Source organism: Aeromonas sp. QDB68 (assembly GCF_027707405.1).
Lineage (GTDB): Bacteria > Pseudomonadota > Gammaproteobacteria > Enterobacterales > Aeromonadaceae > Aeromonas > Aeromonas caviae.
Window position 1 is genome coordinate 15,005 of sequence record NZ_JAPCIQ010000005.1, and the last position, 26,232, is coordinate 41,236.

A 26,232-nucleotide genomic window follows, 5' to 3' on the forward strand; every position below is an offset into this window, starting at 1 on the left:
GCCCCTGCCCGGCACTCGCGACGCCGGCAGGGGGCGACGGGATCACGACGGGGAACCGCAAACCATGATGAAATTCGAGCTGGAAAACGAGGAGGGACTGCGGCTGCGCGGTCTCGCATACGGGGCCACCCTCACCTCCCTCACCCTGCCGGTGGCGGGAGAGCGGCGGGAGGTGTTGCTGGGCTGCACCGACGAGGCCTACCTCACCCAGCAGGTATGGCTGGGGGCCGTGGCGGGGCGCTTTGCCAACCGCATCGGCGGCGCCCGCCTTGAGCGGGAAGGCCAGTGCTGGACGCTGGACGCCAACCAGGGGGCCAACTGCCTGCACGGCGGGCGCGACGGGTTCCATCGCCGCACCTGGCAGATCAAGGAGCAGGAGGCGGACAGGGTCAAGCTGGCGCTCCTCTCCCGGGCGGGGGATCAGGGCTTTCCCGGCAATCTGAGGGTGAGCCTGGAGTATCGGCTGGAGCAGTGCGATCTGGTGGTCGATTTCTGCGCCAGCACGGACGCTCCCAGCCCGGTCAGCCTCACCAGCCACGCCTACTTCAACCTGGATGGCGGTGGCGACATCCGCCACCACACCATCAGCCTAGACGCCGACCGCTACCTGCCCACGGATGACCAGAGCCTGCCGCTGGCCATCGCCCCGGTGGAAGGCCCCTTCGATCTGCGCGCCCCCCGCCCCATCGGCCAGGCGTGGCTGGACCACCCCCAGCAGCAGTTGGCCAAGGGGTACGATCACGCATTTCTGCTCAACAATAGCGATTTTGAGCCTGTTGATGAGCCGTTTGGTGGGTCCAATCAGCCATGGGCCGCCCGGGTGATCTCGGGGGATGGCAAGCTGACCATGGCGGTCTACACCAATCAGCCCTCCCTGCAGTTCTACAGCGGCAACTGGCTGACCGGCACACCGGATCGTCAGGGCCGACCCTACCGGGATTACGACGGCTTCTGCCTGGAGGCCCAGCAATTGCCCGACAGCCCGAACCGGCCCGCCCTCGGCGATCCCTGGTTGCTGCCGGGGCAGCGTTATCGCCACCAGACCCGTTATCGCTTTATTCCTGCCCCCTGACAGCCCCGCTCGGGCAGACGAAGGGGCACGGGCGCGCCGCCACGTCATGGCGGCCCCGGCCCCGATGGCACCGCCGAATCAGCCGGAGTGAGGCCCGCCGCAGGGCCCGTCGCTCCTCATTGCACACCAGCCCAAGGAACCGCACCGTGATGGATGACAACTACCTCGCCGCCCCCGACCGCTACCAGCGCCAGCCCTACCGACCGGCGGGCCGCCACGGCCTGCGCCTGCCCGGCATCGGTCTGGGCCTTTGGCACAACTTCGGCGCCGGGAGCGATCCCGCCACCGCGAAGGCCATGGTGCATCAGGCGTTCGATCTGGGGATCACCCACTTCGATCTCGCCAACAACTACGGGCCCCCACCGGGATCTGCCGAACTGACCTTCGGCACGCTGCTAAAGAGGAGCCTGGCTCCCTATCGGGACGAGCTCATCATCGCCAGCAAGGCGGGCTACGTGATGTGGGACGGCCCTTACGGCGATGGCGGCAGCGCCAAGTACCTCTTCGCCAGCCTGCACCAGAGCCTGCGCCGTCTGGGCCTCGACTACGTGGACATCTTCTATCACCACAGGCCGGATCCCCGCACCCCGCTCGAGGAGACCTGCCAGGCCCTGGCCCTGATGGTGCGCCAGGGCAAGGCGCTCTACATCGGCCTCTCCAACTACCCGGCCCCGCTCGCGGCCAAGGCTGCCGCCTGGCTGGCGGAGCTCGGCACCCCCTGCCTGGTCAACCAGCTCAAATACTCCCTGTTCCAACGCGATATTGAGCCCGACACCCTGCCGGCCTGCCGGGAGCACGGCATGGGGGTGGTCGCCTTCTCGCCCCTGGCGGGGGGGCTGCTGAGCGATCGCTACCTGGCGGGCATTCCCGCGGATTCCCGCGCCGCCAGTGCCAGCCCCTTCCTCACGGCGGACCAGATCACCGAGGAGAAGCTCGCCACCGTCCGCGCCCTGCATGCACTGGCCCTGCAACGGGGTCAGTCCCTGTCGCAACTCGCACTGCAATGGGTGCTGCGCGACCCCGTGGTGAGCTGCGCCCTGATCGGCGCCAGCCATCCCCAACAGATAACGAGCGCCGTCGACGCCCTGGGGCAGCCCCCCCTGGACGATGATCTTCAACAGAAAATCCTGTCCATATTGGCCTGACAGCACAAAGAGATCATAAAACAGAGGGCATCTGGCGTGACTGCCCTGTCAGAACGTGACGGGGCAGTCATGGCTTCTGACAGCATGCGGCAAGCCGCGCCCTGCATGGTCCGCCAGCGCCCTTTCCCGGCCGGAACAGGGCGCTGAAATCCCCAATATTCACTGGTTGCCCGCGCGATTTTCCGCCATCATTGGCCGCCCCGACCCGTTCGGGGTTGATTTTATCCAGACCCCATAACCAAGAGATCTGCACCATGACCGAATCCTACGCCCTGTTCGTCGCCTTTGTGCTGGGCATAGTGGAAGGCCTGACCGAGTTCCTCCCCGTCTCCTCCACCGGCCACATGATCATCGTCGGCCACCTCCTCGGGTTTGAAGGACCCAAGGCCGCCACCTTCGAGGTGGTGATCCAGCTCGGCTCCATCCTGGCAGTGGTCGTCATGTTCTGGCGCCGCCTGTTCGGACTCATCGGCATTCACTTCGGTCAGAAACCGACCCCGGGCCACGCGACCCTCTCCCTGGTGCACGTCATCCTCGGCATGCTGCCCGCCGTGGTCGTCGGGCTGGCTATCCACAGCTGGATCAAGGCCAATCTGTTCGGGCCGGAAACCGTGATGTATGCCCTGGTGGCCGGTGGCATCCTGCTCATCATCGCCGAAAAGTTCCGCCCCGCCGTGACCGCGGAGACCCTGGACGACATCAGCTACAAGCAGGCCTTCGGCATCGGCCTGTTCCAGTGCCTGGCACTCTGGCCCGGTTTCTCCCGCTCCGGCGCCACCATCAGCGGCGGCATGCTGATGGGCATCAGCCGCCACGCGGCAGCGGAATTCTCCTTCATCATGGCGGTACCCATGATGATCGCGGCCAGCGGCCTGGATCTCTACAAGAGCCGCGATTTCCTCTCCATGGCGGACTTCCCCATGTTTGCGGTGGGCTTCGTCACCGCCTTCGTGGTGGCCATGGTCGCCATCAAGACCTTCCTGGCGCTGATCCGTCGTCTCGACTTCATCCCGTTCGCCATCTACCGCTTCCTGCTGGCCTTCGTCGTCTACCTGGTCTTCGTGGCCTGATGGGCTTCGCCGCCAAGCAACACAAAAGGGACCCGAGGGTCCCTTTTGTGTTGCCGTGATACCGCCTCAGTCGCGCAGCAGCCCGCTATCGCCGAGCCGCCGTGAGCCCAACTCAATAGAGGTGCTGGCTGATGCCGTTGAGCAGCCGTGACAACCCCTTGGTGAACTGCACGGGGGCATCCTGCACCGTGTAGCAGAGGCAGCCGTCCGGGGTACGGGGGCTGTGGGCGTGGCTGGCGTCACGCCAGATGAAATCCCCCGCCTGATAGCGGGTGTCGCCATCCTCGATGGTGCCCGCCAGCAGCAGGGTCAGCTCATATCCCTTGTGGGTGTGCTCGGGGATCCGGCCCCCCGCCTCGATGTGGAGCAGGTTGGCCCGCGCCCCCATCTCGTCCAGCGGCAGGCTGACCTGACGGATGGCCCCGAGATGACGCCACCTGGGGGCATGATGCCGTGCCAATGCCCTCGGCAGCCGGTAACTGTGACCCGCCACCCTGAGCTCTGGCCTCGGGCTCTCGGGAAGAGCGAGCGCCGCCTCCGTCGTCACCGGCTGTTGCAGTATGCCCGCCAGCATGGCATCGAATCCGGCGGGCAGCGCCTCGTCCGGCGCGTCAGGGGCGAGATGCTGGCACGCCAGCGCCTCTTCAAATTCCTTCACCCGGGCGGCGCACTCGGGGCAGAACTCGCAATGGGCGGAGACACCGACGGCCAGCGGCAGAGGCAGCTCGTCGGCAGCGAAGGCGCGCAGCATGGGTTCAGTCGGATGGGTCTTAATCATGGCCTTGCTCCACTTGTTCCTTCAGTTTCTGTAGTGCCAGCCGCAGCCGGGACTTGATGGTGCCAAGGGGCACGCCGAGCCGGTCGGCCAGCTCCTGCTGGGAGAGCTCCTGCAGGTAGATGCCGCGCACCACCTGCTGCTGCGGCTCCGGCAGCGTGGCGACATAGTGGGCCATCTGGCGGGTCAGCACCGCGTCTTCACCGCCGCTCAGGTGCTCCTCTTCGGCCCGGAACTCCAGCAGCGGCCAGATCTCCTCGGCGCAGAGCTCCTCCTTGCTGGCGCGGCGGCGACGCAGCATGTCAAAGCTCTGGTTGCGCATCACTGTGTAGATCCAGGTGGTGGCGGCGCCCTTGTCGGGGTGATAGAGCCGTGCCTTCTGCCAGACCAGCAGCATGGTCTCCTGCACCAGTTCCATGGCGTTGGCCTCGCTGCCGAGGTGGCGCAGCCCGTAGCTGCGGATGCGCGGCGCAAAGTGGTGGAACAGGGTGGCGAAGGCAGCCTTGTCGGCACGCTCAGCCACCCGGACCAGCAAAGATGTGAGGTCGCCGTCTGGGTTGTCCATGGGGGGCGATGTCCTGCGTGGAGCCGATTGTGGTTGGCCAGTATATGCCATTGCGCCATCCCTCGCGTGTGGTGTTCACCCCCAATACGGTGAGCGAGGAAAAAGGATCACCGGGAAGGGGAATTCAATGGCTCGCGACCAGCAGACCGCTCAGCAGGGAGAGGGTGGGCTGGTTGTCCTTGGCCGCCACCAGCCACTGTTTTTGCTCCACCGGGATGGGCAGCACCTCCAGCCAGCGCTGGGCGACCCAGCTCGCATCCTCCCAGTCCGGCTCCGGATAGAGGGCCGCGTACTCCGGATAGTCGTTGAACACATCCTGCAACGCCTTGGCCAGGGAGTGCTGATCCGCCTGGAGCCTGCCGCTCTGCCAGGGGGGCAGGGGCTCCACCTCGCCGACCCGCAGACCGTCCTCTTCCTGCCAGAGATCCGTGATGCGCACCCGCTCCACCCCGAGCACCGTGATGCCGAGCAAACCATCGGGCAGCAGATCGAAATCGATGATGCGCACCCGGGTGGCGATGGGGTACATGTTGCGCAGCGCGTCGGGCTGGCGGGGGTCCAGCATGCAGAGCGCGAACTCCCGCTCCCGGGACTCGGCGATCATGCGCTGGTATCTGGGCTCGAAGATGCGCAGCGGCATGATGCCGCCCGGCAGCAGGTGAGCGGAGAGTGGAAACAGTACCAGTGTCATGGGAATCATCCTCCAACGGCGTCCTCAAAGGATACGACCGCCACGGGAAGCGGGATCATTCAGATCGAATCGGTATAAATAACCCTGTCATAATCAGGAGAAAATAGCCTGGACAAGCCGTTTCGTTATGCAGTAGAAATGGATAACCACCACTTACCCAAATCAATATCCTGCAATGTGGTGGAAAACGCAGTGAAATATCCGCCACGCCCACGGGTGCGGGCCGTTCCTATAGTTTTCTCGGCCCGATGCGGGTAAAATTCACGCCCTTATCCAGTCAGTCACTTTTCGACGCGCAACCTCGGTGGTCAGTTATGAAAGAGCATATTCATCATCTACTTGAACAAACGGTAGCCAATCTCAAGTCCGCAGGCGTCCTGCCCGCCGACCTGGAAGCCCGGGTGCAAGTAGACCGATGCAAGGAGAAGGCTCACGGCGACCTGGCCACCAACCTGGCCATGCTGCTGGCCAAACCGGCCCGCAAGAACCCCCGCGAGCTGGCCGCTGCCATCATCGAGCACCTGCCTGCCTCCGATCTGATCGCCAAGGTCGAGATCGCCGGCCCCGGCTTCATCAACTTCTTCTTCGACCCGAGCTGGCTGGCCGGTCAGGTGGAAGCCATGGTGACCTCCGACAACGCCAACGTGAAGCTGCCGGCGCCGCAGACCGTGGTGGTGGACTACTCCGCCCCCAACGTGGCCAAGGAGATGGCGGTGCACCACATCCGCTCCACCGTGCTCGGTGACGTGGCCGCCCGCGCCCTCGAATTCCTGGGCCACAAGGTGGTGCGTGCCAACCACATCGGCGACTGGGGCACCCAGTTCGGCATGCTGATCGCCTATCTGGAGAAGATGGCCAACGAGCACGCCTCCGACATGGAGCTCAAGGACCTGGAAGCCTTCTACACCCAGGCCAAGCGTCACTACGACGAAGACGAAGCCTTCGCCGAGCGCGCCCGCAACTACGTGGTGAAACTGCAGGGTGGCGATGAGTACTGCCGCACCATGTGGAAGAAGCTGGTCGACATGACCATGGAGCAGAACCAGCGCAACTACGACCGTCTGAACATCTCCCTGTCCAACAAGGACATCATGGGCGAGTCCATGTACAACGACATGCTGCCGCAGATCGTTGCCGACCTGAAAGCCAAGGGGCTGGCAGTCGAGAGCGAAGGGGCCACCGTGGTGTTCCTGGACGAGTTCAAGAACAAGGATGGCGAGCCCATGGGCGTCATCATCCAGAAGAGCGACGGCGGTTTCCTCTACACCACCACCGACATCGCCTGCGCCAAATACCGTTACGAGAACCTGGGCGCCGACCGGGTCATGTACTTCATCGACTCCCGTCAGCACCAGCACCTGATGCAGGCCTGGACCATCACCCGCAAGGCGGGCTATGTGCCGGAGTCCGTTCCCCTCGAGCACCACGCCTTCGGCATGATGCTGGGCAAGGACGGCCGTCCCTACAAGACCCGCTCCGGCGGCACCGTCAAGCTGGTTGACCTGCTGAACGAAGCGGAAGAGCGCGCCAGCGCCCTGCTGGAGAGCCGCAACAGCGACCTCTCTGCCGAAGAGAAGGCCCAGGTGGTGCACGCCATCGCCATGGGCGCGGTCAAGTATGCGGATCTCTCCAAGAACCGCACCACCGACTACATCTTCGACTGGGATCTGATGCTGTCGTTTGAAGGCAACACCGCCCCCTACCTGCAATACGCCTACACCCGCATCCAGTCCATCTTCCGCAAGGCCGGCGTCGATGCCGACACCCTGAGCGGCAAGGTGGTCCTGAGCGAAGATGCCGAAGAGACCCTGGCCCAGAAGCTGATCCAGTTCTCCGACGCGGTCAACGGCGTGGCGGACAAGGGGATGCCGCACCTGCTCTGTACCTATCTGTACGAGCTCTCCGGCAACTTCATGACCTTCTACGAAGCCTGCCCGATCAACAAGGACGGCGTGGACGAGGCGACCCGCCAGAGCCGTCTGCTGCTGTGCGCCGCCACCGCCAAGGTGCTCAAGCTGGGCCTGGGCGTGCTGGGCATCCACACCCTGGAGCGCATGTAATAGATGGCGACCCGGGATTACGTCGGCAACAGCCCGAGACGACGGGCGGGTGGCCGTAACATCAAGAAAGCGGCCCCTCGCCGCTTTCCTGTTATCCCGGCACTGCTGGCCGGGGCCCTGGTCGTCGGTTTCGGCGCCTTCCTCTACCTCATCAACGGCAAGGGCGCCGATGCCCCCACCATCGAAGAGCAGGTGAAGGCCAACAAACCCAAGGCACAGGGCAATACCCTGCCCCAGGAGAAGTGGAGCTACATCGAGCGGCTGGAGAACAAGCAGGTGGACATCATAGAGCCGCCGCCCCAGCCGGGCGTGCTGCCGCCCCCGCCCGCCGAGACCATGACCCTGCAACCGGAGGCACTGCCCAAGCCGGTCGCGACCGACATCCCCCAGCCGGGAACCCCCATCGGTCAGGTGAAGCCCTATCAGCCGCAACCGGTGCAACCGGTGCAACCGGCCAAGCCGGCCACCGGCGCCCCGGTCGCCAGCGCCCGGGAGCAGGTGATCGACCAGAAGGCCGAGCGTGAGCGGATGGAGCGGGAGATCCGCGCCGAACTGGAGCGGGAGCGGGCCGAGGCCGCCAGGGCCAAGACGGCGACCCAGACTGCACAGACCGCAGCCGCCGACGGCGGTCGCTACATAATGCAGTGTGCCGCCCTGCGCTCCCAGGATTCCGCGGAATCCCTCAAGGCGCGCATCGCCTTCACCGCCGGGCTCTCCTCCAGTCTGCAGGTGGTGAACGGGGCCGGTGGCGCCGTCTACAAGGTGATGGTGGGCCCCTTCAACGGCAAGGCGGCGGCCGATGCGGCCAACCGCAAGCTGCAGGGCTCGGGCATCAGCGGCTGCATCCCCAAGAAGGGGTGATCGCCGCGTCCATGCACAGGGCCGGGTGGCAACACCCGGCCCTGTTTCTTTTGGCGCCATCCCGCGCCCACCCGATCCCTCCCCCGCGATCCGTGCTCGACACAGGCTTGAAAAGCCGTTTTGCCATCCCCATCTTTTCCTCCATGCACAGTCAGGCCGTCATTCGGCTCAAGCGAGGTAAGTAAAGTGACTACCATAGTTTCAGTTCGCCGCAACGGTCAGGTCGTCATCGGTGGCGATGGCCAGGTTTCTCTTGGCAACACCGTCATGAAGGGCAACGCCCGCAAGGTTCATCGCCTCTACAACGGCAAGGTACTGGCTGGTTTCGCCGGCGGCACCGCCGACGCCTTCACCCTGCTCGAGCGCTTCGAAGCCAAACTGCAGGCCCATCAGGGCAACCTGGAACGCGCCGCCGTGGCGCTGGCCAAGGACTGGCGCACCGATCGCGCCCTGCGCCGCCTCGAGGCGCTGCTGGCCGTCGCCGACGAGCACAAATCCTTCATCATCACCGGCAACGGTGACGTGGTGCAGCCGGAGCACGATCTCATCGCCATCGGCAGCGGCGGCAACTTTGCCCAGTCCGCCGCCATCGCCCTGCTGGAGAACACCGAGCTCGACGCCAAGAGCATCGTCGAGAAGTCCCTCAAGATTGCGGGCGACATCTGCGTCTTCACCAACGGCAACCACACCATCGAAGTACTGGACTACGCAGCCAAATAAGGCCGCCAGCCAAACCCCATTTTCCAAGGGGTGGGCCCTGCCCGCCCCGGATACAGGAACGCCACCATGTCCGAGATGACCCCGAGAGAAATCGTCCACGAGCTGGACAGACACATCATTGGTCAGGCCGACGCCAAGCGCGCGGTCGCCGTCGCCCTGCGCAACCGCTGGCGCCGGATGCAGCTCTCCGAGGAGATGCGCCATGAAGTGACCCCGAAGAACATCCTGATGATCGGCCCGACCGGTGTTGGCAAAACCGAGATCGCCCGTCGCCTGGCCAAACTGGCCAACGCCCCCTTCATCAAGGTGGAAGCGACCAAGTTCACCGAAGTGGGTTATGTCGGCAAGGAAGTGGACAGCATCATTCGCGATCTGACCGACGTCGCCATCAAGCTGGTGCGCGAGACCGAGATGGAGAAGATGAAATACCGCGCCGAGGAAGCCGCAGAAGAGCGCATCCTCGACGCCCTGCTGCCCAACCCGCGCAACAGCTGGGGTGAGGAAGAGAAAGCCGACAACTCCAACACCCGCCAGATCTTCCGCAAGAAACTGCGGGAAGGTCAGCTGGATGACAAGGAGATCGAGCTGGATCTGGCCGCCTCCCCCATGGGTGTCGAAATCATGACCCCGCCGGGCATGGAAGAGATGGCCAACCAGTTGCAGGGGCTGTTCCAGAACCTGGGCCAGAACCAGAAGAAGAAGCGCAAAATCAAGGTCAAGGAGGCCATGAAGGCGCTGATCGAAGAGGAAGCAGCCCGCCTGGTCAACCCGGAAGAGCTGAAGCAGAAGGCCATCGCCTCCGTCGAGAACAATGGCATCGTCTTCCTCGACGAGATCGACAAGATCTGCAAGCGCGGCGAGAGCTCCGGCCCGGACGTTTCCCGTGAAGGGGTTCAGCGCGACCTGCTGCCGCTGGTCGAGGGCTGCACCGTCAACACCAAGCACGGCATGGTCAAGACCGATCACATCCTGTTTGTCGCCTCCGGTGCCTTCCAGATCGCCAAGCCGTCCGACCTCATCCCCGAGCTGCAGGGTCGTCTGCCGATCCGGGTCGAGCTGACCGCCCTGACCACCGAAGACTTCGAGCGCATCCTGACCGAGCCGAACGCCTCCCTGACCGATCAGTACAAGGCACTGATGGCCACCGAAGGGGTCAACATCGAGTTCACCCAGGATGGCATCCGCCGTCTGGCCGAAGCGGCCTGGCAGGTCAACGAGCGCACCGAGAACATCGGCGCCCGTCGTCTGCACACCGTGATGGAGCGGCTGATGGAAGACATCTCCTACGACGCCTCCGAGAAGTCAGGCGAGACCTTCGTCATCAACACCGACTACGTCAACGCCCACCTCGGCAAGCTGATTGAAGACGAGGATCTGAGCCGCTTCATTCTGTAACCGGTTGATCGATAACGAGGAGCTGAGCGGTTTACTATCCTGCCCAATCCCATAACAAGACGCCTCCCCTGTGGAGGCGTCTTCGTTTTCAGCGTTCTTCCGACTCGCTGCCGTCCCGGGTCGCGTCATCCTGCGCGGCACGCTCCCCCCTTCCCGCCAGCCAGAGCGCGCTCATCAGCAGCAAGGCCGTCAGGGCGAAGGTGGCCCGGGTGGCAAACGCCAGCTCGTCCGCCGTCGCGAGGGGGAGATCGGGCCGCCCTACCAGGGCTGCGAACAGGCCCCCCAGCCCCGCCGCCCCCGTCAGCTGGCCCAGGTTGCGCGACAGGGTCAGCAGCCCGGCCACGGCGCCACGGCTCGCCCCCTCCGCCTCCCCCACCACGGCGCTGTTGTTGGCGGTCTGGAACAGGGCATAGCCGGCGGTGAGCAGCAGGATGGGCAGCAGGTAGCCGAGGGGCCCGAGCGCCCTGTCCAGGAAAGCCAGCAAGACGGCGGCCACCACCATGAGCCCCAGGCCGAGGCGCACCACAGGGGTCGCCCCCACCCTGTCCACCAGCCAGCCGGCGGGCATGCCGGACAGCGCCGCCAGCAGGGGCCCCATGGAGATCATCAGCCCCACCGTCCCCATGTCGAGGGCAAAGGCGCCGTGCAGGTAGAAAGGACCGATCAGCATCGTCGCCACCATGACGCTGGCCACCAGCGCACTGGCGATGATCCCGCCTCTTCGCCTGGATGCCCCCAACAGCGCCAGGGGCAGCAGGGGGCGACGGGCGCCCGAGTCGGCATGCACGAAGAGCACCATGGCGACGAGCGCCCCTATCCCCGGCCAGACCCCGAGTGGGCTGCCCCGGGTCAGTGCCAGCCCGTAGCAGAGCAGCGCCGTCACCAGCAGCAACAGACTGGTGAGCGGGAGGCCTCCCTCGGCAGAGCCCGCCTCATCCCGGGGCAGATCCCGCCAGGCACACCCCAGCGCAAGCAACGTCAGGGGGAGCAGCAGCAGGAAGGGAGCCTGCCAGCCAAATCCGCCGATCAACAGGCCGCCAAAGGAGGGGCCGAGCGCCGTGCCGCAGGCCGACAGGGTGCCGAGCAATCCCATGCTCCAGCCCCGTCGGGCTGGCGGCACCAGCTCTCCTGCCATGGCCAGGGAGAGCACCAGCATGCAGGCCGCACCGGCCCCTTGCAGGGTGCGAGCGGCAATGAGCCAGCCAATGGAAGGGGCCAAGGCGCACAGCAGGGAAGCCAGCGCAAAGACCCCGGTCCCCCAGAGCAGCAAGCGACGCCGCCCCAGACGATCCCCGAGCCGGCCCGCCACCACCGTCAGACTGGTGATCCCAAGCAGGTAGGCCACCAGCACCCATTGCAGGCTGGCGAAGGGCACGCCGAAGTCCTGCCCCAGGGCAGGCAGCACCAGGTTGGCCATGCTGCCCGCCAGCATGGGCAGCAGGGTGGCGAGCCCGAGCCCCACGAGGCCAAGACGGCGCGTCACAGGAGGGGAAACAAGAAGTGGTGTGGACATGGCAGTCTCTCCGGCAAGTGATGATGCACTCAGGCTAGCGGGGGAGATGACAAGGCGGAAGACGCACGGATTGCAGCTTATAGTTGCATCAGACGCCATATGAAGAGACGGCAACTCGCGTATCATGAAGGGGTCGGCCCGTCAGGCGCCGCCTGCGAGGAGACGACCATGACCCCGGATTTCAACCTGCTGATCACCCTGGATGCCCTGCTGGAAGAGGGCAGTGTGGCGGGCGCCGCCAGACGGCTAGGCCTGAGTGCTTCCGCCATGAGCCGGGCCCTGGCAAGGCTGCGGGAGACCACGGGGGATCCGCTGCTGGTGCGGGCGGGACGCGGCCTGATCCCCACCCCCCGGGCGCAGACCCTGCGGGATGAGGTCGCCCGCCTGGTTCAGGAGACCCGGGCCGTGCTGCGCCCCCAGCAGGAAGTAGACCCGGCGAGCCTGGAGCGCACTTTCCGCCTGCGATCCAGTGACGGCTTCGTGGAGGCGGTGGGCCCCGCCCTGCTGGCGCGCCTCGCCGTCGAGGCCCCCGGGGTGCGGCTCCACTTTCTGGCCAAACCCGACAAGGAGAGCGGCCCCCTGCGCCGTGGCGAGCTGGACTTCGAGACCGGAGTGATCGGCGCCACCACGGCCCCTGAGCTGCGCACCCAGGCCCTGTTCCAGGATCACTTCGTCGCCGTGGTGCACCCGGACCACCCCCTCTGCGACGGCACCCTGACCGTGGCGCGCTATGCCGCCGCGCGCCACGTGCTGGTCTCCCGCCGGGGCCAGCCTCACAGCCCCATCGACGAGATCCTCGCAGGCCAGGGGAAGAGACGCACCATCACCACCCTGGTTCCCGGGTTTGCGACGGCGCTGGCCCTGGTCAGGGAGAGCAATCTGGTGGCGACGGTGCCGCACCTGCACTGCGCCAGCCTGCTCGGCGATCTGGTCACCCTGCCCCTGCCCTTCGCTCTGCCAGGGATCCGGGTCGCCCTGCTCTGGCACCCCAGTCAGGATGCCGATCCGGGCCACCGCTGGCTGCGCGCCCTGATACGGGACACCTGTGCCCGGCCCCCCTATCACACCGAGGCCACCGACACCCCCTGATCCGGGTCAGGCAGCTCCCGGCTCCATCACCAGCCTCTTGTGGCCCGGGCACCCGCACCCGGGGCCTGAAGCGCCTGTCACCACCCCGTCACACCGACATGCCTGTGGCTTGGGCACAAGTGGTGGATCCTTCCCCCTGCCGGACGGGGATCACGGCCCCTCAGAGCGGGGCGGATCACATTGCGGGCAAAAAGATCCTGCCGCCCGCTTCCGCATTTTTTATACGGTCGTATAATTGCGTACAAAATGCATACACCAGGAGCGCCAGCCAGATGCACCCCACCCGTCAGAAACTGCTCGATACCGGCCTCGCCATCGCCACCGAGAAGGGGCTGCGCGGCCTCACGGTGCACGAGCTGGCGGCGGCGGCCGAGGTGAACCTCGGCTCCTTCGTCTACCACTTCGGCAACCGCGACGCCTTTATCGACGAGCTGGTGGAGCTCTGGTACGCCCCCCTCTATGACGAGCTCAAGGCCGTGGCAGCCAAAGGCTCCTACCCCTCTGCCATCGCCATGTTCGAGGCCACCATGGAGGCGCTGATCGGGCTGGTGGCCCGCCAGCGCGGCTTCATCAACCACCTGTTTGGCGATGCGCTGGCGGGGGAAGGGGCGGCCCAGCGCTTTCTGCTCAGCCTGCCGCGCCGCCATCCCCTGCTGCTGATCGAACAGGTACGGATGGCACAGGCGGAAGGGTCGCTGGTCGCCGGTCACCCGCTCCAGCTGATGATCTTCATCATGGGGTCGGTCGGCCTGCCGCTGGTGATCGCCGGCAGTGGTCGCCAGCTCGGCTGGCTGCCCGAAAAGGCCGCCCCCTTTCTCAGCCAGATAGACAACCCCGAGGCCGCCAGACAACGGCTGGTATGGGCCCTGCGCGGCCTGCTCCCCACCGACATCAAGGAAGGAGAAACGGCATGAAACAACCCATCGCCATCATCCCTATGGCAGCTCTGCTGCTGGCCGTTTTCGGTGGTGACCTCTGGTTGCAGAGCCATCCTCAAGGAGAAGCAGCATGAAACAACGCATTGCAATCGTGGCCCTGCTGCTAACCGTTATCGGTGGCTACCTCTGGTGGCAGGGGCGCCCGGCCGACGGCTCCATCCTCTACGGCAATGTCGACATTCGCGACGTCAATCTGGCCTTTCGGGTCGGCGGCCGCGTCGATCAGGTGCTGGTCGATGAGGGGGATAGCGTGAAAGCGGGTCAACTGCTGGCCCGCCTCGATCCGGTTCCCCTCACCCACAGCCGCGACAGCGCCCGCGCCAATCTGGCTGCGCTCACTGCCGCTAACGCCTTGATCCACAAAGGCTATCGCAGCGAAGAGACCGACCGCGCCCGGGCCGCACTGGCCGCCGCCGAAGCAGCTGCACTGGAGGCCAACCAGCAGTGGCGCCGCCAGAGCGCATTGGCCGCCACCGGCGCCATCTCCCGCGGTCAGCTCGATACTGCCCGCTCCCAGCGGGATCAGACCCAGGCGCAGGTGCGCTCGGCCCGCGAACAGCTCGCCCAGCTCGAAACCGGCTACCGCCCGGAGGAAATCGCCCAGTCCGATGCCCAGCTGGAAGGGGCCAAAGCGGCGCTCGCCAGTGCCGAACTGGCGCTGGCGGATGCCAATCTGACCGCCCCCAGCGACGGTATCATCATCAGCCGCGCCGTCGAGAATGGCAGCATGGTGCAGAGTGGAGCGACCGCCTTCAACCTCTCCCTAACCGCGCCGGTCTGGGTGCGCGCCTATGTGGAGGAGCCCTGGCTCGGCCACTTCCCGAGCGGCGCCAAGGTGACCCTCACCACCGACTCGCGGCCGGATCAGCCCTATCACGGAGTAGTGGGATTTGTCTCGCCCACCGCCGAGTTCACCCCGAAATCGGTGGAAACGCCGGACCTGCGCACCCACCTCGTCTACCGGCTGCGCATCGTGGTGCAGGATCCCGACCCGGCCCTGCGCCAGGGGATGCCGGTCACCGTCAGGCTGGCCCCATGAGCTGCGCCATCTCCCTCGAGGGGCTCACCAAACGCTTTGGCGAGCGGGTCGCCCTCAACGCCATCTCGGCCACCATTCCGGCTGGCGGCATCACCGGGCTGGTCGGCCCCGACGGCGCGGGCAAGAGCACTTTGCTGCGCCTGCTGGCCGGTCTGCTGATCCCCGAAGCGGGCACCATCCGGGTGCTGGGGCTGGACCCGGTGAGCGAGGGGGATCTGCTGCGTCAGCGCCTCGGCTACATGCCCCAGCAGTTCGGCCTCTACGAGGATCTCAGCGTGCTGGAGAACCTCACCCTCTACGCTGACTTGCGCGGCGTACTGGAGCCCGAACGCACGCCCACCTTCGCGCGGCTGCTCGCTTTCACCGATCTCGCCCGCTTCACCGCAAGGCCGGCGGGCAAGCTCTCTGGCGGGATGAAGCAGAAACTCGGGCTGGCCTGCGCCCTGCTCGGCACCCCGGATGTGCTGCTGCTCGACGAACCGGGGGTCGGGGTCGATCCCATCTCCCGCCGCGCCCTCTGGCAGATGGTGCGCGAGCTGGCAAAAGGGGGGATGACGGTGCTCTGGAGTACCGCCTATCTCGATGAGGCGGAGCTGTGCGACCACGTGCTGCTGATGGCGAATGGCGAGGTGCGCACCAGCGGCACCCCGGCCGATCTGATGGGAGCCATGGCCAGCCGCTGCTGGCTGCTGGAGGCGGGGCAACTGGATGGCCGCGAGCGGCGCGCCCTGCTGCGCCGGGCACTGGCTCACCCGGCGGTGATGGATGGCGCGGTGGCGGGGGAGCGGGTTCGCCTGCTGCTGCACCCGGGCATGACGCCCCCGCCGCTCTCGGAGCTGCATCTTGCCAACGGCGCCTTTCAACCGGCCCAGCCCCGGCTGGAGGATGCCTTTATCGACCTGCTCGGCGGCGGCCCCGGCGGGGAGTCGAGTCTGGCGGCGGGGATGCGGGAAGCGGAACTGCCGCAGGGGGTCTCCCCCGAGGCGGTGATCGAGGCGCGCCACCTCACCAAGCGCTTCGGCGATTTTGCCGCCACCGATGATGTCAGCTTTGCGGTGCGCCGCGGCGAGATCTTCGGCCTGCTCGGCCCCAACGGGGCGGGCAAGTCCACCACCTTCAAGATGGAGTGCGGCCTGCTGCGCCCGAGCGAGGGGCAGGCGCTGGTGACCGGCATCGATCTGGCCCACAGCCCCTCGGCAGCGCGCCAGCGCCTCGGCTACATGGCGCAGAAGTTCTCCCTCTACAAGCAGCTCACCGTGGCCCAGAACCTCTCCTTCTTCGCCGGTATCTACGGCTTGTTCGGCCGCCACCAGCAGACGCGGATCGATGCCATGGTGACTGCCTTTGCCCTCGCCCCCTGGCTCGATCAGAAGGCGGAATCCCTGCCGCTCGGCCTGCGCCAGCGCTTATCGCTGGCCTGCGCCCTGCTGCACGAGCCGCCGCTGCTGTTCCTCGACGAGCCCACCTCCGGGGTCGATCCGGTGACCCGGCGCGAGTTCTGGTCGCACATCAACGCGCTGGCCGACCACGGCGTCACCGTGCTGGTCACCACCCACTTTATGGATGAGGCGGAGTATTGCGACCGCATTGCCCTCATCTATCGCGGCAAGCTGCTGGCCCTCGGCACCCCGGACGATCTCAAGGGGCTGGCCGCCAAAGAGGCGGCGACCTCTTTGCCAACCGGCTCCTTGCCGACCTGTTCTTTGCCAACAATGGAAGAGGCCTTTATCACCCTGGTCGAGCGGGCCAGCGAGGAGGAAGCATGAGCATCAACCGTCGGCGACTGCTGGCCCTCTGCCGCAAGGAGACGCTGCAAATCGTCCGTGACCCGAGCAGCATCCTCATCGCCTTCATCATGCCGGTGGTACTGCTGGTGGTAATGGGTTACGCCATCAATCTGGATGTGGACCATCTGCGCCTCGGCATCTGGCGCACCGACAGCGGCGCCCCGGCGGTGCGGCTGGAGCAGGCCCTGCGCGGCTCTACCGCGCTGGAGATCCACAGCGGCCCGAGCAAGGAGTCCCTGCTCGCCACTCTGGCCCGTGGCGAGATCCGCGGCCTGCTGGTAATCGACGACGGCTTCTCCCGCGCGCTGGCCGGTCAGGGTAATGGCACGCCACAGGCGCTGCTGCTGACCGACGGCTCCGAGCCCAACACCGCCAACTTCGTCACCAACTATGTGCAGGGGATCTGGCAGGGGTGGCTCGCGGGCGAAGGGGTCGCCATGCCCGTGTCGATAGAGAGCCGCGCCTGGTTCAACCCGGCGCTGGTGAGCCGCAACTTTCTGGTGCCGGGCTCCATTGCGGTGGTAATGACCATCATTGGGGCCCTGCTCACCTCGCTGGTGGTGGCGCGGGAGTGGGAGCGCGGCACCATGGAGGCGCTGCTCGCCACCCCGGTCACCAAGGGGGAGCTGCTGCTCTCCAAGCTGCTGCCCTACTATGGCCTTGGCATCATCGCCATGCTGCTCTGCCTGCTCTTCTCGGTGGCGGTGATGGCGGTGCCGTGGCGCGGCTCCCTGCTGCTGCTCTTTCTGGTCACCAGCGTCTTTCTCGGCAGCGCCCTCGGGCTCGGGCTGTTCCTCTCTACCGTGATGCGCAGCCAGTTCAATGCCGCGCAGGCGGCGCTGATCGCCGCCTTTTTGCCCGCCGTGATGCTGTCGGGCTTCGTGTTCGAGATCGCCAGCATGCCGCCTTGGCTTCGGGCCATCACCCACCTCATTCCGGCCCGCTACTTCGCGAGCTCCCTGCAGACCCTCTATCAGGCGGGCAGCGTCTTCTCGATCCTGCTGGTCAACGGTTTCTGTCTGCTGCTGCTGGCGGGTTTCTGGCTAGCCCTGACCGCCCGCAAGACGCGGCGCACCCTGGAGTAACCCATGCTGATCCGACTCTGGTGGCTGATCCGAAAAGAGCTGCAGGCCCTGATAGGCAATACTCAGGGGCGCTTTCTGCTCATCATGCCGGTGCTGCTGCAAACCGCCCTCTTCCCGTTCGCCGCCACTCTGGAGGTGACCGGCAACACGCTGGCCATCTACAACCAGGATGGCGGTGCCCAGAGCCGCGAGCTGCTGGAGCGCCTCACCCATATGCCCGCCTTCACCACCATCATCCCGGTGCAAGGCGAGGCGGGCATGACCGCGGCCATCACCGGGCAACAGGCACTGCTCGGGCTGATTATTCCGGGGGATTTTTCACGCCGGCTGGCGCGGGGCGAACCGGCCAAGGTGCAGCTGATCATCGACGGACGCCGCTCCAATGGCGGTCAGGTGGCGACGGGTTACATCAGCCAGGTGATCGCCCGCTGGCAGAATGAAGAAGGGAACGCAGGCAAGGCGCCGCCGACCCTCGCGGTGCGCAACCTCTACAACCCCAACGTCGAGTTCCACTGGCATATCCTGCCGGCCCTGGTGGCCATCATCACCACCACGGGGTGTCTTATCGTCACCGCCCTCTCGGTCGCGCGGGAGCGGGAAGAGGGCACCTTCGATCAGCTGCTGGTCTCCCCCCTCACCGCAGGCTGGATCATGGCGGGCAAGGCGGTGCCCGGCATCCTGGTGGCGGTGGGACAAGGGTGCATAGTCGCGCTGGCCGCCCGTTTTGTCTTTCACCTCCCCTTTGCCGGCAGCCTCAGCCTGCTGATGGCGGGCATGGTCTGCTACGGGCTGGCACTGGCCGGGATCGGGCTCTTCATCTCCTCATTCTGCTCGACCCAGCAGCAGGCCTTTCTCGGGGTCTTCTCCTTCACCGTACCGGCGGTGATCCTCTCGGGCTACATCTCGCCGGTGGAGAACATGCCGCAGGTGTTCCAGTGGCTGGCGGCCATCGACCCCCTCACCCACTTCATCGTGCTGCTCAAGGGGGTCTTCCTCAAGGGGTTCGACTGGTCGGCCGCCTGGCCCCTGCTCTGGCCGCTGCTCGCCATCGCCGGCGTCACCCTGTCGCTGGCGCTCGCCATGTTCCGCCGCCATATCGCCTGACGTGCCGCTTTGATCAGCTGATGCCGGTCTCGTCCAGTGCGAGACCGGCCTTTTTCCGACAGAAGTTTTCACTCCCCGGCAGTTGGTAAACCGGGCTTTCCCTCCACCATTCCTCACCCCGAGCCAGCCCAGAAATCATCAACTGGTATACCTATTTTTGTATAGTATTGAATTTTCTCGAATTACCCCTGAGGAGATATATAAATAGACACTTGATTTGCATCAATCGCCCACCCCTGCCGACTGGGTAGCCTAGTCCCAGAATGATGTTTTATTACTCCAAACTTGAGGCAACTATGAGCAAAGTCAGACTGGTCGTTGTGGGCAACGGCATGGTGGGGCACCGCTTCATCGAAGAGCTGATCGAGCGGGCCGATCCGGGCCGCTACGAGATCACCGTCTTCGGTGCAGAACCCCGTCCCGCCTACGATCGCGTCCATCTCTCCTCCTACTTCTCCCATCACACCAGCGAAGATCTCTCCCTCGTCAAACCCGGTTTCTACGACAAGCACGGCATCCGCCTGCTGCTCGGCGAAGCGGTGAAAAAAATCGACAGGGCCAACCGCGAAGTGCATTCCAACAAGGGCACAGTGGTCGAGTACGACAAGCTGGTGCTGGCCACCGGCTCCTACCCCTGGGTGCCGCCCATTGCGGGCAGTCAGCACCACGAGTGCTTCGTCTATCGCACCATCGAGGATCTGAAAGCCATCCGCAGCGCCGCCAAGAGCGGCAAGAGCGGGGTGGTGATCGGGGGCGGTCTGCTTGGCCTCGAAGCCGCCGGCGCCCTCAAGGCGCTGGGTCTCGAAACCCACGTGGTGGAGTTTGCTCCTGTGCTGATGGCCGAGCAGCTCGACGGTCAGGGCGGCCAGCTACTGCGCCGCAAGATTGAATCCATGGGCGTGCAGGTACACACCAGCAAGAGCACCAGCGAGATCCTGATGCATGGCGGCGAGCAGGCGAAACACCGCCTCGCCTTTGCCGACGGCAGCCAGCTGGAAGTGGATGTGGTGGTCTTCTCCACCGGCATTCGCCCGCAAGATACCCTGGGCCGTTACGGTGATCTCGCCATCGCCGACCGTGGCGGCATCGTCATCGACGATCACTGCCTCACCTCAGACCCCGACATCTATGCCATCGGCGAGTGCGCCGCCTGGCAGGGCCGCTTCTTCGGGCTGGTGGCACCGGGCTACAAGATGGCCCAGATCACCGTCGACCATCTGCTCGGCGGTGACAGCCGCTTCGAAGGGGCAGACATGAGCGCCAAGCTCAAGCTGCTCGGCGTCTCCGTCGGCTCCATCGGTGATGCCCACGGCCGCACCCCGGGCAGCCACAGCTATGTGTTCCAGGACGATCAGGCCGGCGTCTACAAGAAGATCGTGGTGAGCGAGGACAACAGCCGATTGCTCGGCGCCGTGCTGGTGGGTGACGTGGAAGATTACGGCAACCTGCTGCAGATGATGCTCAACGCCCTGCCGCTGCCGAGCCACCCGGATACCCTGATCCTGCCCGCCTACGCCGGAGCCAAACCGACCCTGGGGGTGGATGCCCTGCCGGAGAGCGCCCAGATCTGCTCCTGCTTCGACGTCTCCAAGGGCGACATCGCCAAGGCGGTGGCCGAGGGGCACACCACGCTGGCCGCCATCAAGCAGCACACCAAGGCCGGCACCGGCTGCGGCGGCTGTGTGCCGCTCATCAGCCAGGTGCTCAACGCCGAGCTGGTGAAGCAGGGCATCGAGGTCAACAACCACCTCTGCGCCCACTTCCCCCACTCCCGTCAGGAGCTGTTCCACCTGGTCAAGGTGGAGGGGATCACGAGCTTCGACGAGCTGCTGGCCAAGCACGGTCACGGCCATGGCTGCGAGGTGTGCAAACCGACCGTCGGCTCCATCCTCGCCTCCTGCTGGAACGACTATGTGCTGAGCCCGCTCAACACCCAGTTGCAGGACACCAACGACATCTTCCTCGGCAACATGCAAAAGGACGGCAGCTACTCCGTCATCCCGCGCATGGCCGGTGGCGAGGTAACCCCGGAAGGGCTGCTGGCGGTGGCCGAAGTGGCCCGCGACTACAAGCTCTACACCAAGATCACCGGCGCCCAGCGCATCGGCCTGTTCGGGGCCCAGAAGGATGATCTGCCCGCCATCTGGCGCAAGCTGCTGTCGGCGGGTTTCGAGACCGGACAGGCCTACGCCAAGGCACTGCGCATGGCCAAAACCTGCGTCGGCAGCACCTGGTGCCGCTTCGGCGTGCAGGACAGCGTTGGCCTCGGGGTCTTCCTCGAGAACCGCTACAAGGGGATTCGCACCCCGCACAAGATGAAGTTCGGCGTCTCCGGCTGTACCCGCGAATGTGCGGAGGCCCAGGGCAAAGACGTCGGCATCATCGCCACCGATGCTGGCTGGAACCTCTATGTGGGCGGCAACGGCGGCATGAAGCCGCGCCACGCCGACCTGCTGGCGTCTGACCTCGACCGCGAGACCCTCATCAAGCTGATCGACCGCTTTATGATGTTCTACGTCACCAGCGCCGACAAACTGCAGCGCACCTCGGTCTGGCTCGGCAACCTGGAAGGGGGCGTCGACTACCTGCGCGAGGTGATCGTCGACGACAAGCTGGGGCTGGCCGAGACGCTGGAGCGTGATATCCAGACCCTTATCGACAGCTACGAGTGCGAATGGTCGCGCACCCTCAACGAAGAGGAGGCGCTCAAGCGCTTCAGCCACTTCATCAACAGCGACAAGCGCGACCCGGACGTTCAGTTCGTCAGCGAACGCGACCAGCACAGACCCGCCACTCCGGCCGAGCGCATCCCCGTCTACCAGATCGAGGTGGAGACCAAATGATGAAATTAGCCTGCCAACTCAACGGCATCCTGATGGGCTGCATGGACGTTTGCGCCCTGCTCGATAGCCAGTCCATCCAACTCGAGGTGGAGATTAAGCGATGAAACTTGCCTGCCAACTCAACGACATCCTGCCGGGAACCGGCGTCTGCGCTCTGATCGAAGGTCGCCAGATCGCCCTGTTCCGCCCGAGCGCGGCCGCCGAAGTGTTCGCCATCGACAATCGGGATCCCTTCTTCGCCGCCAACGTGCTGTCGCGGGGCCTGATCTGCGAACACGACGGCGAGCTCTGGGTCGCCAGCCCGCTCAAGAAGCAGCGCTTTCGCCTGAGCGATGGCCACTGTTTCGACAACCCCGCCATGTCGGTGCAGAGCTACCCCGTTGAAGTGCGCGACCAGCAGGTCTGGGTTGCCGTCTAACACCAGACCCCACCCCGGCCCTCCCCTTCACAGGTGAGGGAGCAAAAAGCTCCTCCCCCTTGACAAGGGGGAGGCTGGGAGGGGGTTGAAGAAACAGTCAGGGCTGCCCGTGGGCGGCCCTCTTGAAGGAAACAAAGATGTATACCGAAACCATCAACAAGTGCGCCGCCAACGCGGCCCGCATCAACCGCTTCGAGCGCAGCGACAAGCTCGGCTTCTGGCTCAGCTCCGCCATGGCGGGGGCCTATGTGGGCCTCGGCATCATCCTCATCTTCACCCTCGGCAATCTGGTGGATCCCGCCATCCGGCCGCTGGTGATGGGGGCCACCTTCGGCATCGCCCTGACGCTCGTCATCATCGCTGGCTCCGAGCTGTTCACCGGCCACACCATGTTCCTCACCTTCGGGGTGAAGACGGGCAAGATCACCATGGCCGACCTGCTGCGCATCCTGCCGCAGACCTGGGCGGGCAATCTGATTGGCTCCATCGTGGTGGCGCTCATCTACTCCTACGGCGGCAGCCTGCTGCCGGACGCAGGCAGTCTGGCCCACAAGGTGGCGCTGGCCAAGACCCAGGCACCTGCCTTGACCCTGTTCATGAAGGGCGTGCTGTGCAACTGGCTGGTCTGCCTCGCCATCTGGATGGCGCTGCGCACCGAAGGGGCCGCCAAGTTCATCGCCATCTGGTGGTGTCTGCTGGCCTTTATCGCCTCAGGCTACGAGCACTCCATCGCCAACATGACCCTGTTCGCCCTCTCCTGGTTTGGCGCCCACTCCGAGGCCTACACCCTGAGCGGCATCGGCCACAACCTGCTGTGGGTGACCCTGGGCAACACCGTCTCCGGCGCCCTCTTCATGGGCCTCGGCTATTGGTATGCCACCCCCAAGGCTGAGCGCCCGGTCGCGGTGAGCGAGACCACCACCACTGCCAGCCAGACCCAAACCGCCTGATCAGGAGGCCCCATGGACTACTTGCCCATCTTTTGCCGACTCGACAACAAACCCGTGCTGCTGATCGGCGGCGGCGAGGTGGCGGAGCGCAAGGCGCGCCTGCTGCTGGATGCCGGTGCCCAGCTCACCGTGGTCGCGCCCGAGCTCGACCCCGAGCTGGCGGAACTGGCTGCCAACGGCAGCATCGAGTGGCTCGCCGGTGAATTCGCGCCGCAGCAACTGGCGGGCAAGTGGCTGGTGGTGGCCGCCACCGATCGGCGCGAGGTGAATGCGCTGGTCTACCAGAGCGCCAATCAGGCGCGGATCTTTGCCAACGTGGTGGATGACCCGAAACGCTCCAGCTTCATCATGCCGTCGATCATCGACCGCTCGCCGCTGATGGTGGCCATCTCCTCCGGTGGCAAGGCGCCTGTGCTGGCCCGCTTGCTGCGGGAAAAACTCGAGGCCCTGCTGCCCCAGCATCTGGGTGCCGTCGCGGCCTTCGCCGGCAGCCTGCGGGAGCGGGTCAAGGCGCGCTTCGCCACCATGGGCGAGCGGCGCCGCTTCTGGGAGCGGCTGCTCGGGGCGGACCGGCTCGGGCAGGCACTGGCGCGGGGCGATAGCGCCTCTGCCCACCAGCTGGCCGACAATCTGTTTGCCGACGAAAGCCAGACCGCTGGCGAAGTGGTGCTCGTAGGAGCCGGCCCCGGCGATCCGGGTCTGCTCACCCTGCACGCCCTGCGCCAGATGCAGCAGGCGGACGTGGTGGTCTATGACCGGCTGGTCTCGGACGAGGTGATGGCGCTGGTGCGCCGCGACGCCAAACGCATCTTCGTCGGCAAGCAGGCGGGCAACCACTGCGTGCCGCAGGAGGGGATCAACCAGCTCTTGCTGGAGGAGGCGAAGAAGGGGCAGCGGGTGGTGCGGCTGAAGGGGGGTGACCCCTTTATCTTCGGCCGTGGCGGCGAGGAGCTGGAGACGCTGGTCGGCAGCGGCATCGGTTTTCAGGTGGTGCCGGGGATCACCGCTGCCAGCGGCTGCGCGGCCTACGCCGGTATTCCGCTGACCCACCGCGATCACGCCCAGAGCGTGCGTTTCGTCACCGCCCACGGCAAGGGGGGCGCTCAGGATCTCGACTGGCCGCTGCTGGCCAAAGATCGGCAAACGCTGGTCTTCTACATGGGGCTCTCCTCCTGCGCCACCATCCGTGAGCAGCTGCTGGCCCACGGCAAGGCGATCAACACCCCGGTGGCGCTGATCGAGCGTGGCACCCAGCCCTGCCAGCGGGTCATTCGCGGCACCCTCGATGAGCTACCCGCGCTGGCGGTGGGGGTCGAAAGCCCGGCGCTGATCATGGTGGGATCCGTGGTGACCCTGGCCGACCAGCTTGCCTGGTTCGGGCAAGGAGGCGCCGCAGACGCGGCCCTGGCCTCGGCCTGATCGCTGCATCCATTCCAACGCCACCCTCGGGTGGCGTTTCTTTTTCTGCATTTACTGTCATAACCTCTTGTTTTGAGTCTGGTATCCTATGGGGACTGTCCGCCGGATCACCGAATTCAGGAATTCAGCTTCATGTCCCTCCCCCCCAAGAACAGCGCCAAACAGCGTGAACACGACAGAGCCCGCATCCTCACGCTGCTGCTGGCCGATGACGCCCTCACCGAGAGCCTGCTCGACCCGCAAGGGGAGCAGGACGCAGAGCTTCGGGACCAGACCAGCGAGCTGACCCGGCTGGTCAACAGCCTGCCCGCCGCCGATATCGCCGATGCGCTGGAATCCCTGCCGCCGGACGAGCGCCACGTGCTGTGGCAGCAGGTGGATGCAGACAAGCACGGCCAGATCCTGGTGGAAGCGTCGGAGACGGTGTGGGACAGCCTCATCAGCGGCATGAGCGACAAGGAGCTGCTGCACGCCCTGAGCACCCTCGACATCGACGACCAGATCTACCTGGGCCAGCACCTGCCCCGCAACCTGATGGGGCGGCTGCTCACCTCCATGGCGCCGGTGGACAGGGACAAGGTGCGGGAGGTGATCCGCTACGGCAAGCACACGGTCGGCGCCATGATGGACTTCGAGCTCATCACGGTGCGGCCCGACGTGACCCTGGCCACCGTCCAGCGCTATCTGCGCCTGCGCGGCCAGATCCCCGAGAACACCGACAAGCTATTCGTCACCGATCGGCGCAACCGGCTGCAGGGGGAGCTGCCCCTCACCGCCGTGCTGCTGCACAAGCCCGAAACCCTGGTGAGCGACGCGATGGAGAAGGATCCGGTCACCTTCGATCCGGAAGACAACGACGAGGCCGCCGCCCGCACCTTCGAGCGGGACGACCTGGTCTCCGCCGCCGTGGTGGATGCCAGGGGCAAGCTGATGGGACGGCTCACCGTCGCCGAGGTGGTGGACCTGGTCTATGAGGAGAGCGACACCGACCTGCGCCGCATGGGGGGGATCAGCGAGGAAGAAGACGTGTTCGCCCCCGTCTCCAAGGCGGTCAAGACCCGCTGGGCCTGGCTCGCCATCAACCTCTGCACCGCCTTCGTGGCGTCGCGGGTAATCGGCCTGTTCGAGCACACCATCTCCCAGCTGGTGGCGCTGGCAGCCCTGATGCCCATCGTCGCGGGGATCGGCGGCAACACCGGCAACCAGACGATCACCATGATAGTGCGGGCGTTGGCGCTGCAGCACATCCAGACAGGCAACGTCTCCTTCCTGCTGTGGCGCGAGCTGGGGGTGGCCCTGATCAACGGCCTGGTGTGGGGCGGCATCATGGGCATCGCCACCTTCCTGCTCTATCAGGATGCGGCGCTGGGCGCTGTGATGACGCTCGCCATGATCCTCAACCTGCTGGTGGCGGCCCTGATGGGTGTCATCATCCCCATGACCATGAGCCGGCTGGGGCGCGACCCGGCGGTGGGGGCTAGCGTGATGATCACCGCCATCACCGACACCGGCGGCTTCTTCATCTTCCTGGGGCTGGCGACCCTGTTCCTGCTCTAGGGCCCGAGGCTGACCGTCTGCGGCTCCTGCCATGACGCGGGGCCGCTTTCGCGCAAAAACGGCATTTCCCGCCACAGGGCAAGGAATAGTCGTTGAAATGCCAACCCCACTCCTTATACTGGATCCACCTGTTTCC

Annotated in this window: 22 protein-coding genes; 18 read left to right on the forward strand and 4 right to left on the reverse strand. The window is 65.6% G+C overall.

Going from position 1 to position 26,232, the window contains the following annotated elements:
• Positions 1–4: 4 nt before the first annotated feature.
• The 3 genes from PG892_RS02845 (at position 5) to bacA (ending at position 3,287) form a co-directional block, all read left to right on the forward strand.
• Positions 5–1,072 (forward strand): galactose-1-epimerase, encoded by a 1,068-nt coding sequence (locus PG892_RS02845; RefSeq protein WP_270825111.1) that lies wholly within the window; start codon positions 5–7, stop codon positions 1,070–1,072.
• Positions 1,073–1,221: 149 nt separating this feature from the next.
• Positions 1,222–2,217 (forward strand): aldo/keto reductase, encoded by a 996-nt coding sequence (locus PG892_RS02850; RefSeq protein ID WP_264787851.1) that lies wholly within the window; start codon positions 1,222–1,224, stop codon positions 2,215–2,217.
• A gap of 254 nt (positions 2,218–2,471) precedes the next feature.
• Positions 2,472–3,287 (forward strand): undecaprenyl-diphosphate phosphatase, encoded by an 816-nt coding sequence (bacA, locus tag PG892_RS02855; protein ID WP_010676024.1) that lies wholly within the window; start codon positions 2,472–2,474, stop codon positions 3,285–3,287.
• Positions 3,288–3,399: 112 nt separating this feature from the next.
• Here the strand turns inward: bacA and PG892_RS02860 are convergent, their stop codons facing one another.
• From PG892_RS02860 to PG892_RS02870, 3 genes are all read right to left on the reverse strand, one after another.
• Positions 3,400–4,065, reverse strand: a complete 666-nt coding sequence (locus PG892_RS02860; protein ID WP_264787044.1) for a ChrR family anti-sigma-E factor — start codon at positions 4,063–4,065, stop codon at positions 3,400–3,402.
• Positions 4,058–4,627, reverse strand: a complete 570-nt coding sequence (locus tag PG892_RS02865; RefSeq protein ID WP_010676026.1) for a sigma-70 family RNA polymerase sigma factor — start codon at positions 4,625–4,627, stop codon at positions 4,058–4,060. The genes PG892_RS02860 and PG892_RS02865 overlap by 8 nt, the downstream gene beginning before the upstream one ends.
• A 124-nt stretch (positions 4,628–4,751) precedes the next feature.
• Entirely contained in the window at positions 4,752–5,318 is a 567-nt protein-coding gene (locus PG892_RS02870; RefSeq protein WP_010676027.1) for an LON peptidase substrate-binding domain-containing protein, read from the reverse strand.
• A 314-nt stretch (positions 5,319–5,632) separates the two neighbouring features.
• Between PG892_RS02870 and argS the strand changes: the two genes are divergently transcribed.
• The 4 genes from argS to hslU all read left to right on the forward strand — a co-directional run bounded on the left by argS (position 5,633) and on the right by hslU (position 10,354).
• A complete protein-coding gene (gene argS, locus PG892_RS02875; protein ID WP_010676028.1) occupies positions 5,633–7,378 on the forward strand; it encodes an arginine--tRNA ligase in 1,746 nt (581 codons plus the stop codon).
• Between the two features lie 3 nt (positions 7,379–7,381).
• Complete coding sequence (locus tag PG892_RS02880) at positions 7,382–8,239, forward strand: SPOR domain-containing protein (RefSeq protein WP_264787045.1); 858 nt, start codon at positions 7,382–7,384, stop codon at positions 8,237–8,239.
• Between the two features lie 186 nt (positions 8,240–8,425).
• Complete coding sequence (hslV, locus tag PG892_RS02885; protein WP_041214255.1) at positions 8,426–8,959, forward strand: ATP-dependent protease subunit HslV; 534 nt, start codon at positions 8,426–8,428, stop codon at positions 8,957–8,959.
• A gap of 66 nt (positions 8,960–9,025) precedes the next feature.
• Positions 9,026–10,354, forward strand: a complete 1,329-nt coding sequence (hslU, locus tag PG892_RS02890) for an HslU--HslV peptidase ATPase subunit (RefSeq protein ID WP_010676031.1) — start codon at positions 9,026–9,028, stop codon at positions 10,352–10,354.
• Positions 10,355–10,442: 88 nt separating this feature from the next.
• Here hslU and PG892_RS02895 read toward each other — a convergent pair whose 3' ends face one another.
• On the reverse strand, positions 10,443–11,867 hold the full coding sequence (locus PG892_RS02895) for an MFS transporter (RefSeq protein ID WP_264787046.1): 1,425 nt from the start codon (positions 11,865–11,867) through the stop codon (positions 10,443–10,445).
• A gap of 168 nt (positions 11,868–12,035) precedes the next feature.
• Here PG892_RS02895 and PG892_RS02900 point away from each other — a divergent pair, with 168 nt between their 5' ends.
• The 11 genes from PG892_RS02900 to mgtE all read left to right on the forward strand — a co-directional run bounded on the left by PG892_RS02900 (position 12,036) and on the right by mgtE (position 26,096).
• Positions 12,036–12,956: a LysR family transcriptional regulator gene (locus tag PG892_RS02900; RefSeq protein WP_049636058.1), complete on the forward strand. Its 921-nt coding sequence runs from the start codon at positions 12,036–12,038 to the stop codon at positions 12,954–12,956.
• 272 nt (positions 12,957–13,228) lie between these two features.
• Complete coding sequence (locus PG892_RS02905; protein ID WP_270825105.1) at positions 13,229–13,870, forward strand: TetR/AcrR family transcriptional regulator; 642 nt, start codon at positions 13,229–13,231, stop codon at positions 13,868–13,870.
• Positions 13,871–13,964: 94 nt separating this feature from the next.
• A complete protein-coding gene (gene hlyD / locus PG892_RS02910; protein WP_128297369.1) occupies positions 13,965–14,933 on the forward strand; it encodes a secretion protein HlyD in 969 nt (322 codons plus the stop codon).
• A complete protein-coding gene (locus PG892_RS02915; RefSeq protein ID WP_270825106.1) occupies positions 14,930–16,699 on the forward strand; it encodes an ATP-binding cassette domain-containing protein in 1,770 nt (589 codons plus the stop codon). The genes hlyD and PG892_RS02915 overlap by 4 nt, the downstream gene beginning before the upstream one ends.
• Positions 16,696–17,805, forward strand: coding sequence for an ABC transporter permease (locus PG892_RS02920; protein WP_103243899.1), 1,110 nt, complete (start codon positions 16,696–16,698; stop codon positions 17,803–17,805). Before PG892_RS02915 ends, PG892_RS02920 begins: the two co-directional genes overlap by 4 nt.
• A gap of 3 nt (positions 17,806–17,808) precedes the next feature.
• Positions 17,809–18,909 carry an ABC transporter permease gene (locus PG892_RS02925; RefSeq protein WP_264787050.1) on the forward strand — a complete coding sequence of 367 codons (1,101 nt, stop codon included), beginning with the start codon at positions 17,809–17,811 and terminating at the stop codon, positions 18,907–18,909.
• 296 nt (positions 18,910–19,205) lie between these two features.
• Positions 19,206–21,752, forward strand: a complete 2,547-nt coding sequence (nirB, locus tag PG892_RS02930) for a nitrite reductase large subunit NirB (protein WP_199767276.1) — start codon at positions 19,206–19,208, stop codon at positions 21,750–21,752.
• A 100-nt stretch (positions 21,753–21,852) separates the two neighbouring features.
• The gene (gene nirD / locus PG892_RS02935) at positions 21,853–22,170 is read left to right on the forward strand and encodes a nitrite reductase small subunit NirD (protein WP_041202829.1); all 318 of its coding nucleotides are present in this window, start codon (positions 21,853–21,855) and stop codon (positions 22,168–22,170) included.
• A 137-nt stretch (positions 22,171–22,307) separates the two neighbouring features.
• A complete protein-coding gene (gene nirC, locus PG892_RS02940) occupies positions 22,308–23,120 on the forward strand; it encodes a nitrite transporter NirC (RefSeq protein ID WP_103243902.1) in 813 nt (270 codons plus the stop codon).
• 12 nt (positions 23,121–23,132) lie between these two features.
• Positions 23,133–24,539, forward strand: a complete 1,407-nt coding sequence (gene cysG / locus PG892_RS02945; protein WP_264787051.1) for a siroheme synthase CysG — start codon at positions 23,133–23,135, stop codon at positions 24,537–24,539.
• A 132-nt stretch (positions 24,540–24,671) separates the two neighbouring features.
• Positions 24,672–26,096 (forward strand): magnesium transporter, encoded by a 1,425-nt coding sequence (gene mgtE / locus PG892_RS02950; protein WP_201933622.1) that lies wholly within the window; start codon positions 24,672–24,674, stop codon positions 26,094–26,096.
• Positions 26,097–26,232 lie beyond the last annotated feature (136 nt).

Excerpts from the sequence above, each read along its gene's own strand:
- PG892_RS02850 (WP_264787851.1), top strand. The coding sequence starts at position 1,222 with ATGGATGACAACTACCTCGCCGCCCCCGACCGCTACCAGCGCCAGCCC.
- bacA (WP_010676024.1), top strand. The coding sequence starts at position 2,472 with ATGACCGAATCCTACGCCCTGTTCGTCGCCTTTGTGCTGGGCATAGTG.
- PG892_RS02860 (WP_264787044.1), bottom strand. The coding sequence starts at position 4,065 with ATGATTAAGACCCATCCGACTGAACCCATGCTGCGCGCCTTCGCTGCC.
- PG892_RS02865 (WP_010676026.1), bottom strand. The coding sequence starts at position 4,627 with ATGGACAACCCAGACGGCGACCTCACATCTTTGCTGGTCCGGGTGGCT.
- PG892_RS02870 (WP_010676027.1), bottom strand. The coding sequence starts at position 5,318 with ATGACACTGGTACTGTTTCCACTCTCCGCTCACCTGCTGCCGGGCGGC.
- argS (WP_010676028.1), top strand. The coding sequence starts at position 5,633 with ATGAAAGAGCATATTCATCATCTACTTGAACAAACGGTAGCCAATCTC.
- PG892_RS02880 (WP_264787045.1), top strand. The coding sequence starts at position 7,382 with ATGGCGACCCGGGATTACGTCGGCAACAGCCCGAGACGACGGGCGGGT.
- hslU (WP_010676031.1), top strand. The coding sequence starts at position 9,026 with ATGTCCGAGATGACCCCGAGAGAAATCGTCCACGAGCTGGACAGACAC.
- PG892_RS02895 (WP_264787046.1), bottom strand. The coding sequence starts at position 11,867 with ATGTCCACACCACTTCTTGTTTCCCCTCCTGTGACGCGCCGTCTTGGC.
- PG892_RS02900 (WP_049636058.1), top strand. The coding sequence starts at position 12,036 with ATGACCCCGGATTTCAACCTGCTGATCACCCTGGATGCCCTGCTGGAA.
- PG892_RS02905 (WP_270825105.1), top strand. The coding sequence starts at position 13,229 with ATGCACCCCACCCGTCAGAAACTGCTCGATACCGGCCTCGCCATCGCC.
- hlyD (WP_128297369.1), top strand. The coding sequence starts at position 13,965 with ATGAAACAACGCATTGCAATCGTGGCCCTGCTGCTAACCGTTATCGGT.
- PG892_RS02915 (WP_270825106.1), top strand. The coding sequence starts at position 14,930 with ATGAGCTGCGCCATCTCCCTCGAGGGGCTCACCAAACGCTTTGGCGAG.
- PG892_RS02920 (WP_103243899.1), top strand. The coding sequence starts at position 16,696 with ATGAGCATCAACCGTCGGCGACTGCTGGCCCTCTGCCGCAAGGAGACG.
- PG892_RS02925 (WP_264787050.1), top strand. The coding sequence starts at position 17,809 with ATGCTGATCCGACTCTGGTGGCTGATCCGAAAAGAGCTGCAGGCCCTG.
- nirB (WP_199767276.1), top strand. The coding sequence starts at position 19,206 with ATGAGCAAAGTCAGACTGGTCGTTGTGGGCAACGGCATGGTGGGGCAC.
- nirD (WP_041202829.1), top strand. The coding sequence starts at position 21,853 with ATGAAACTTGCCTGCCAACTCAACGACATCCTGCCGGGAACCGGCGTC.
- nirC (WP_103243902.1), top strand. The coding sequence starts at position 22,308 with ATGTATACCGAAACCATCAACAAGTGCGCCGCCAACGCGGCCCGCATC.
- cysG (WP_264787051.1), top strand. The coding sequence starts at position 23,133 with ATGGACTACTTGCCCATCTTTTGCCGACTCGACAACAAACCCGTGCTG.
- mgtE (WP_201933622.1), top strand. The coding sequence starts at position 24,672 with ATGTCCCTCCCCCCCAAGAACAGCGCCAAACAGCGTGAACACGACAGA.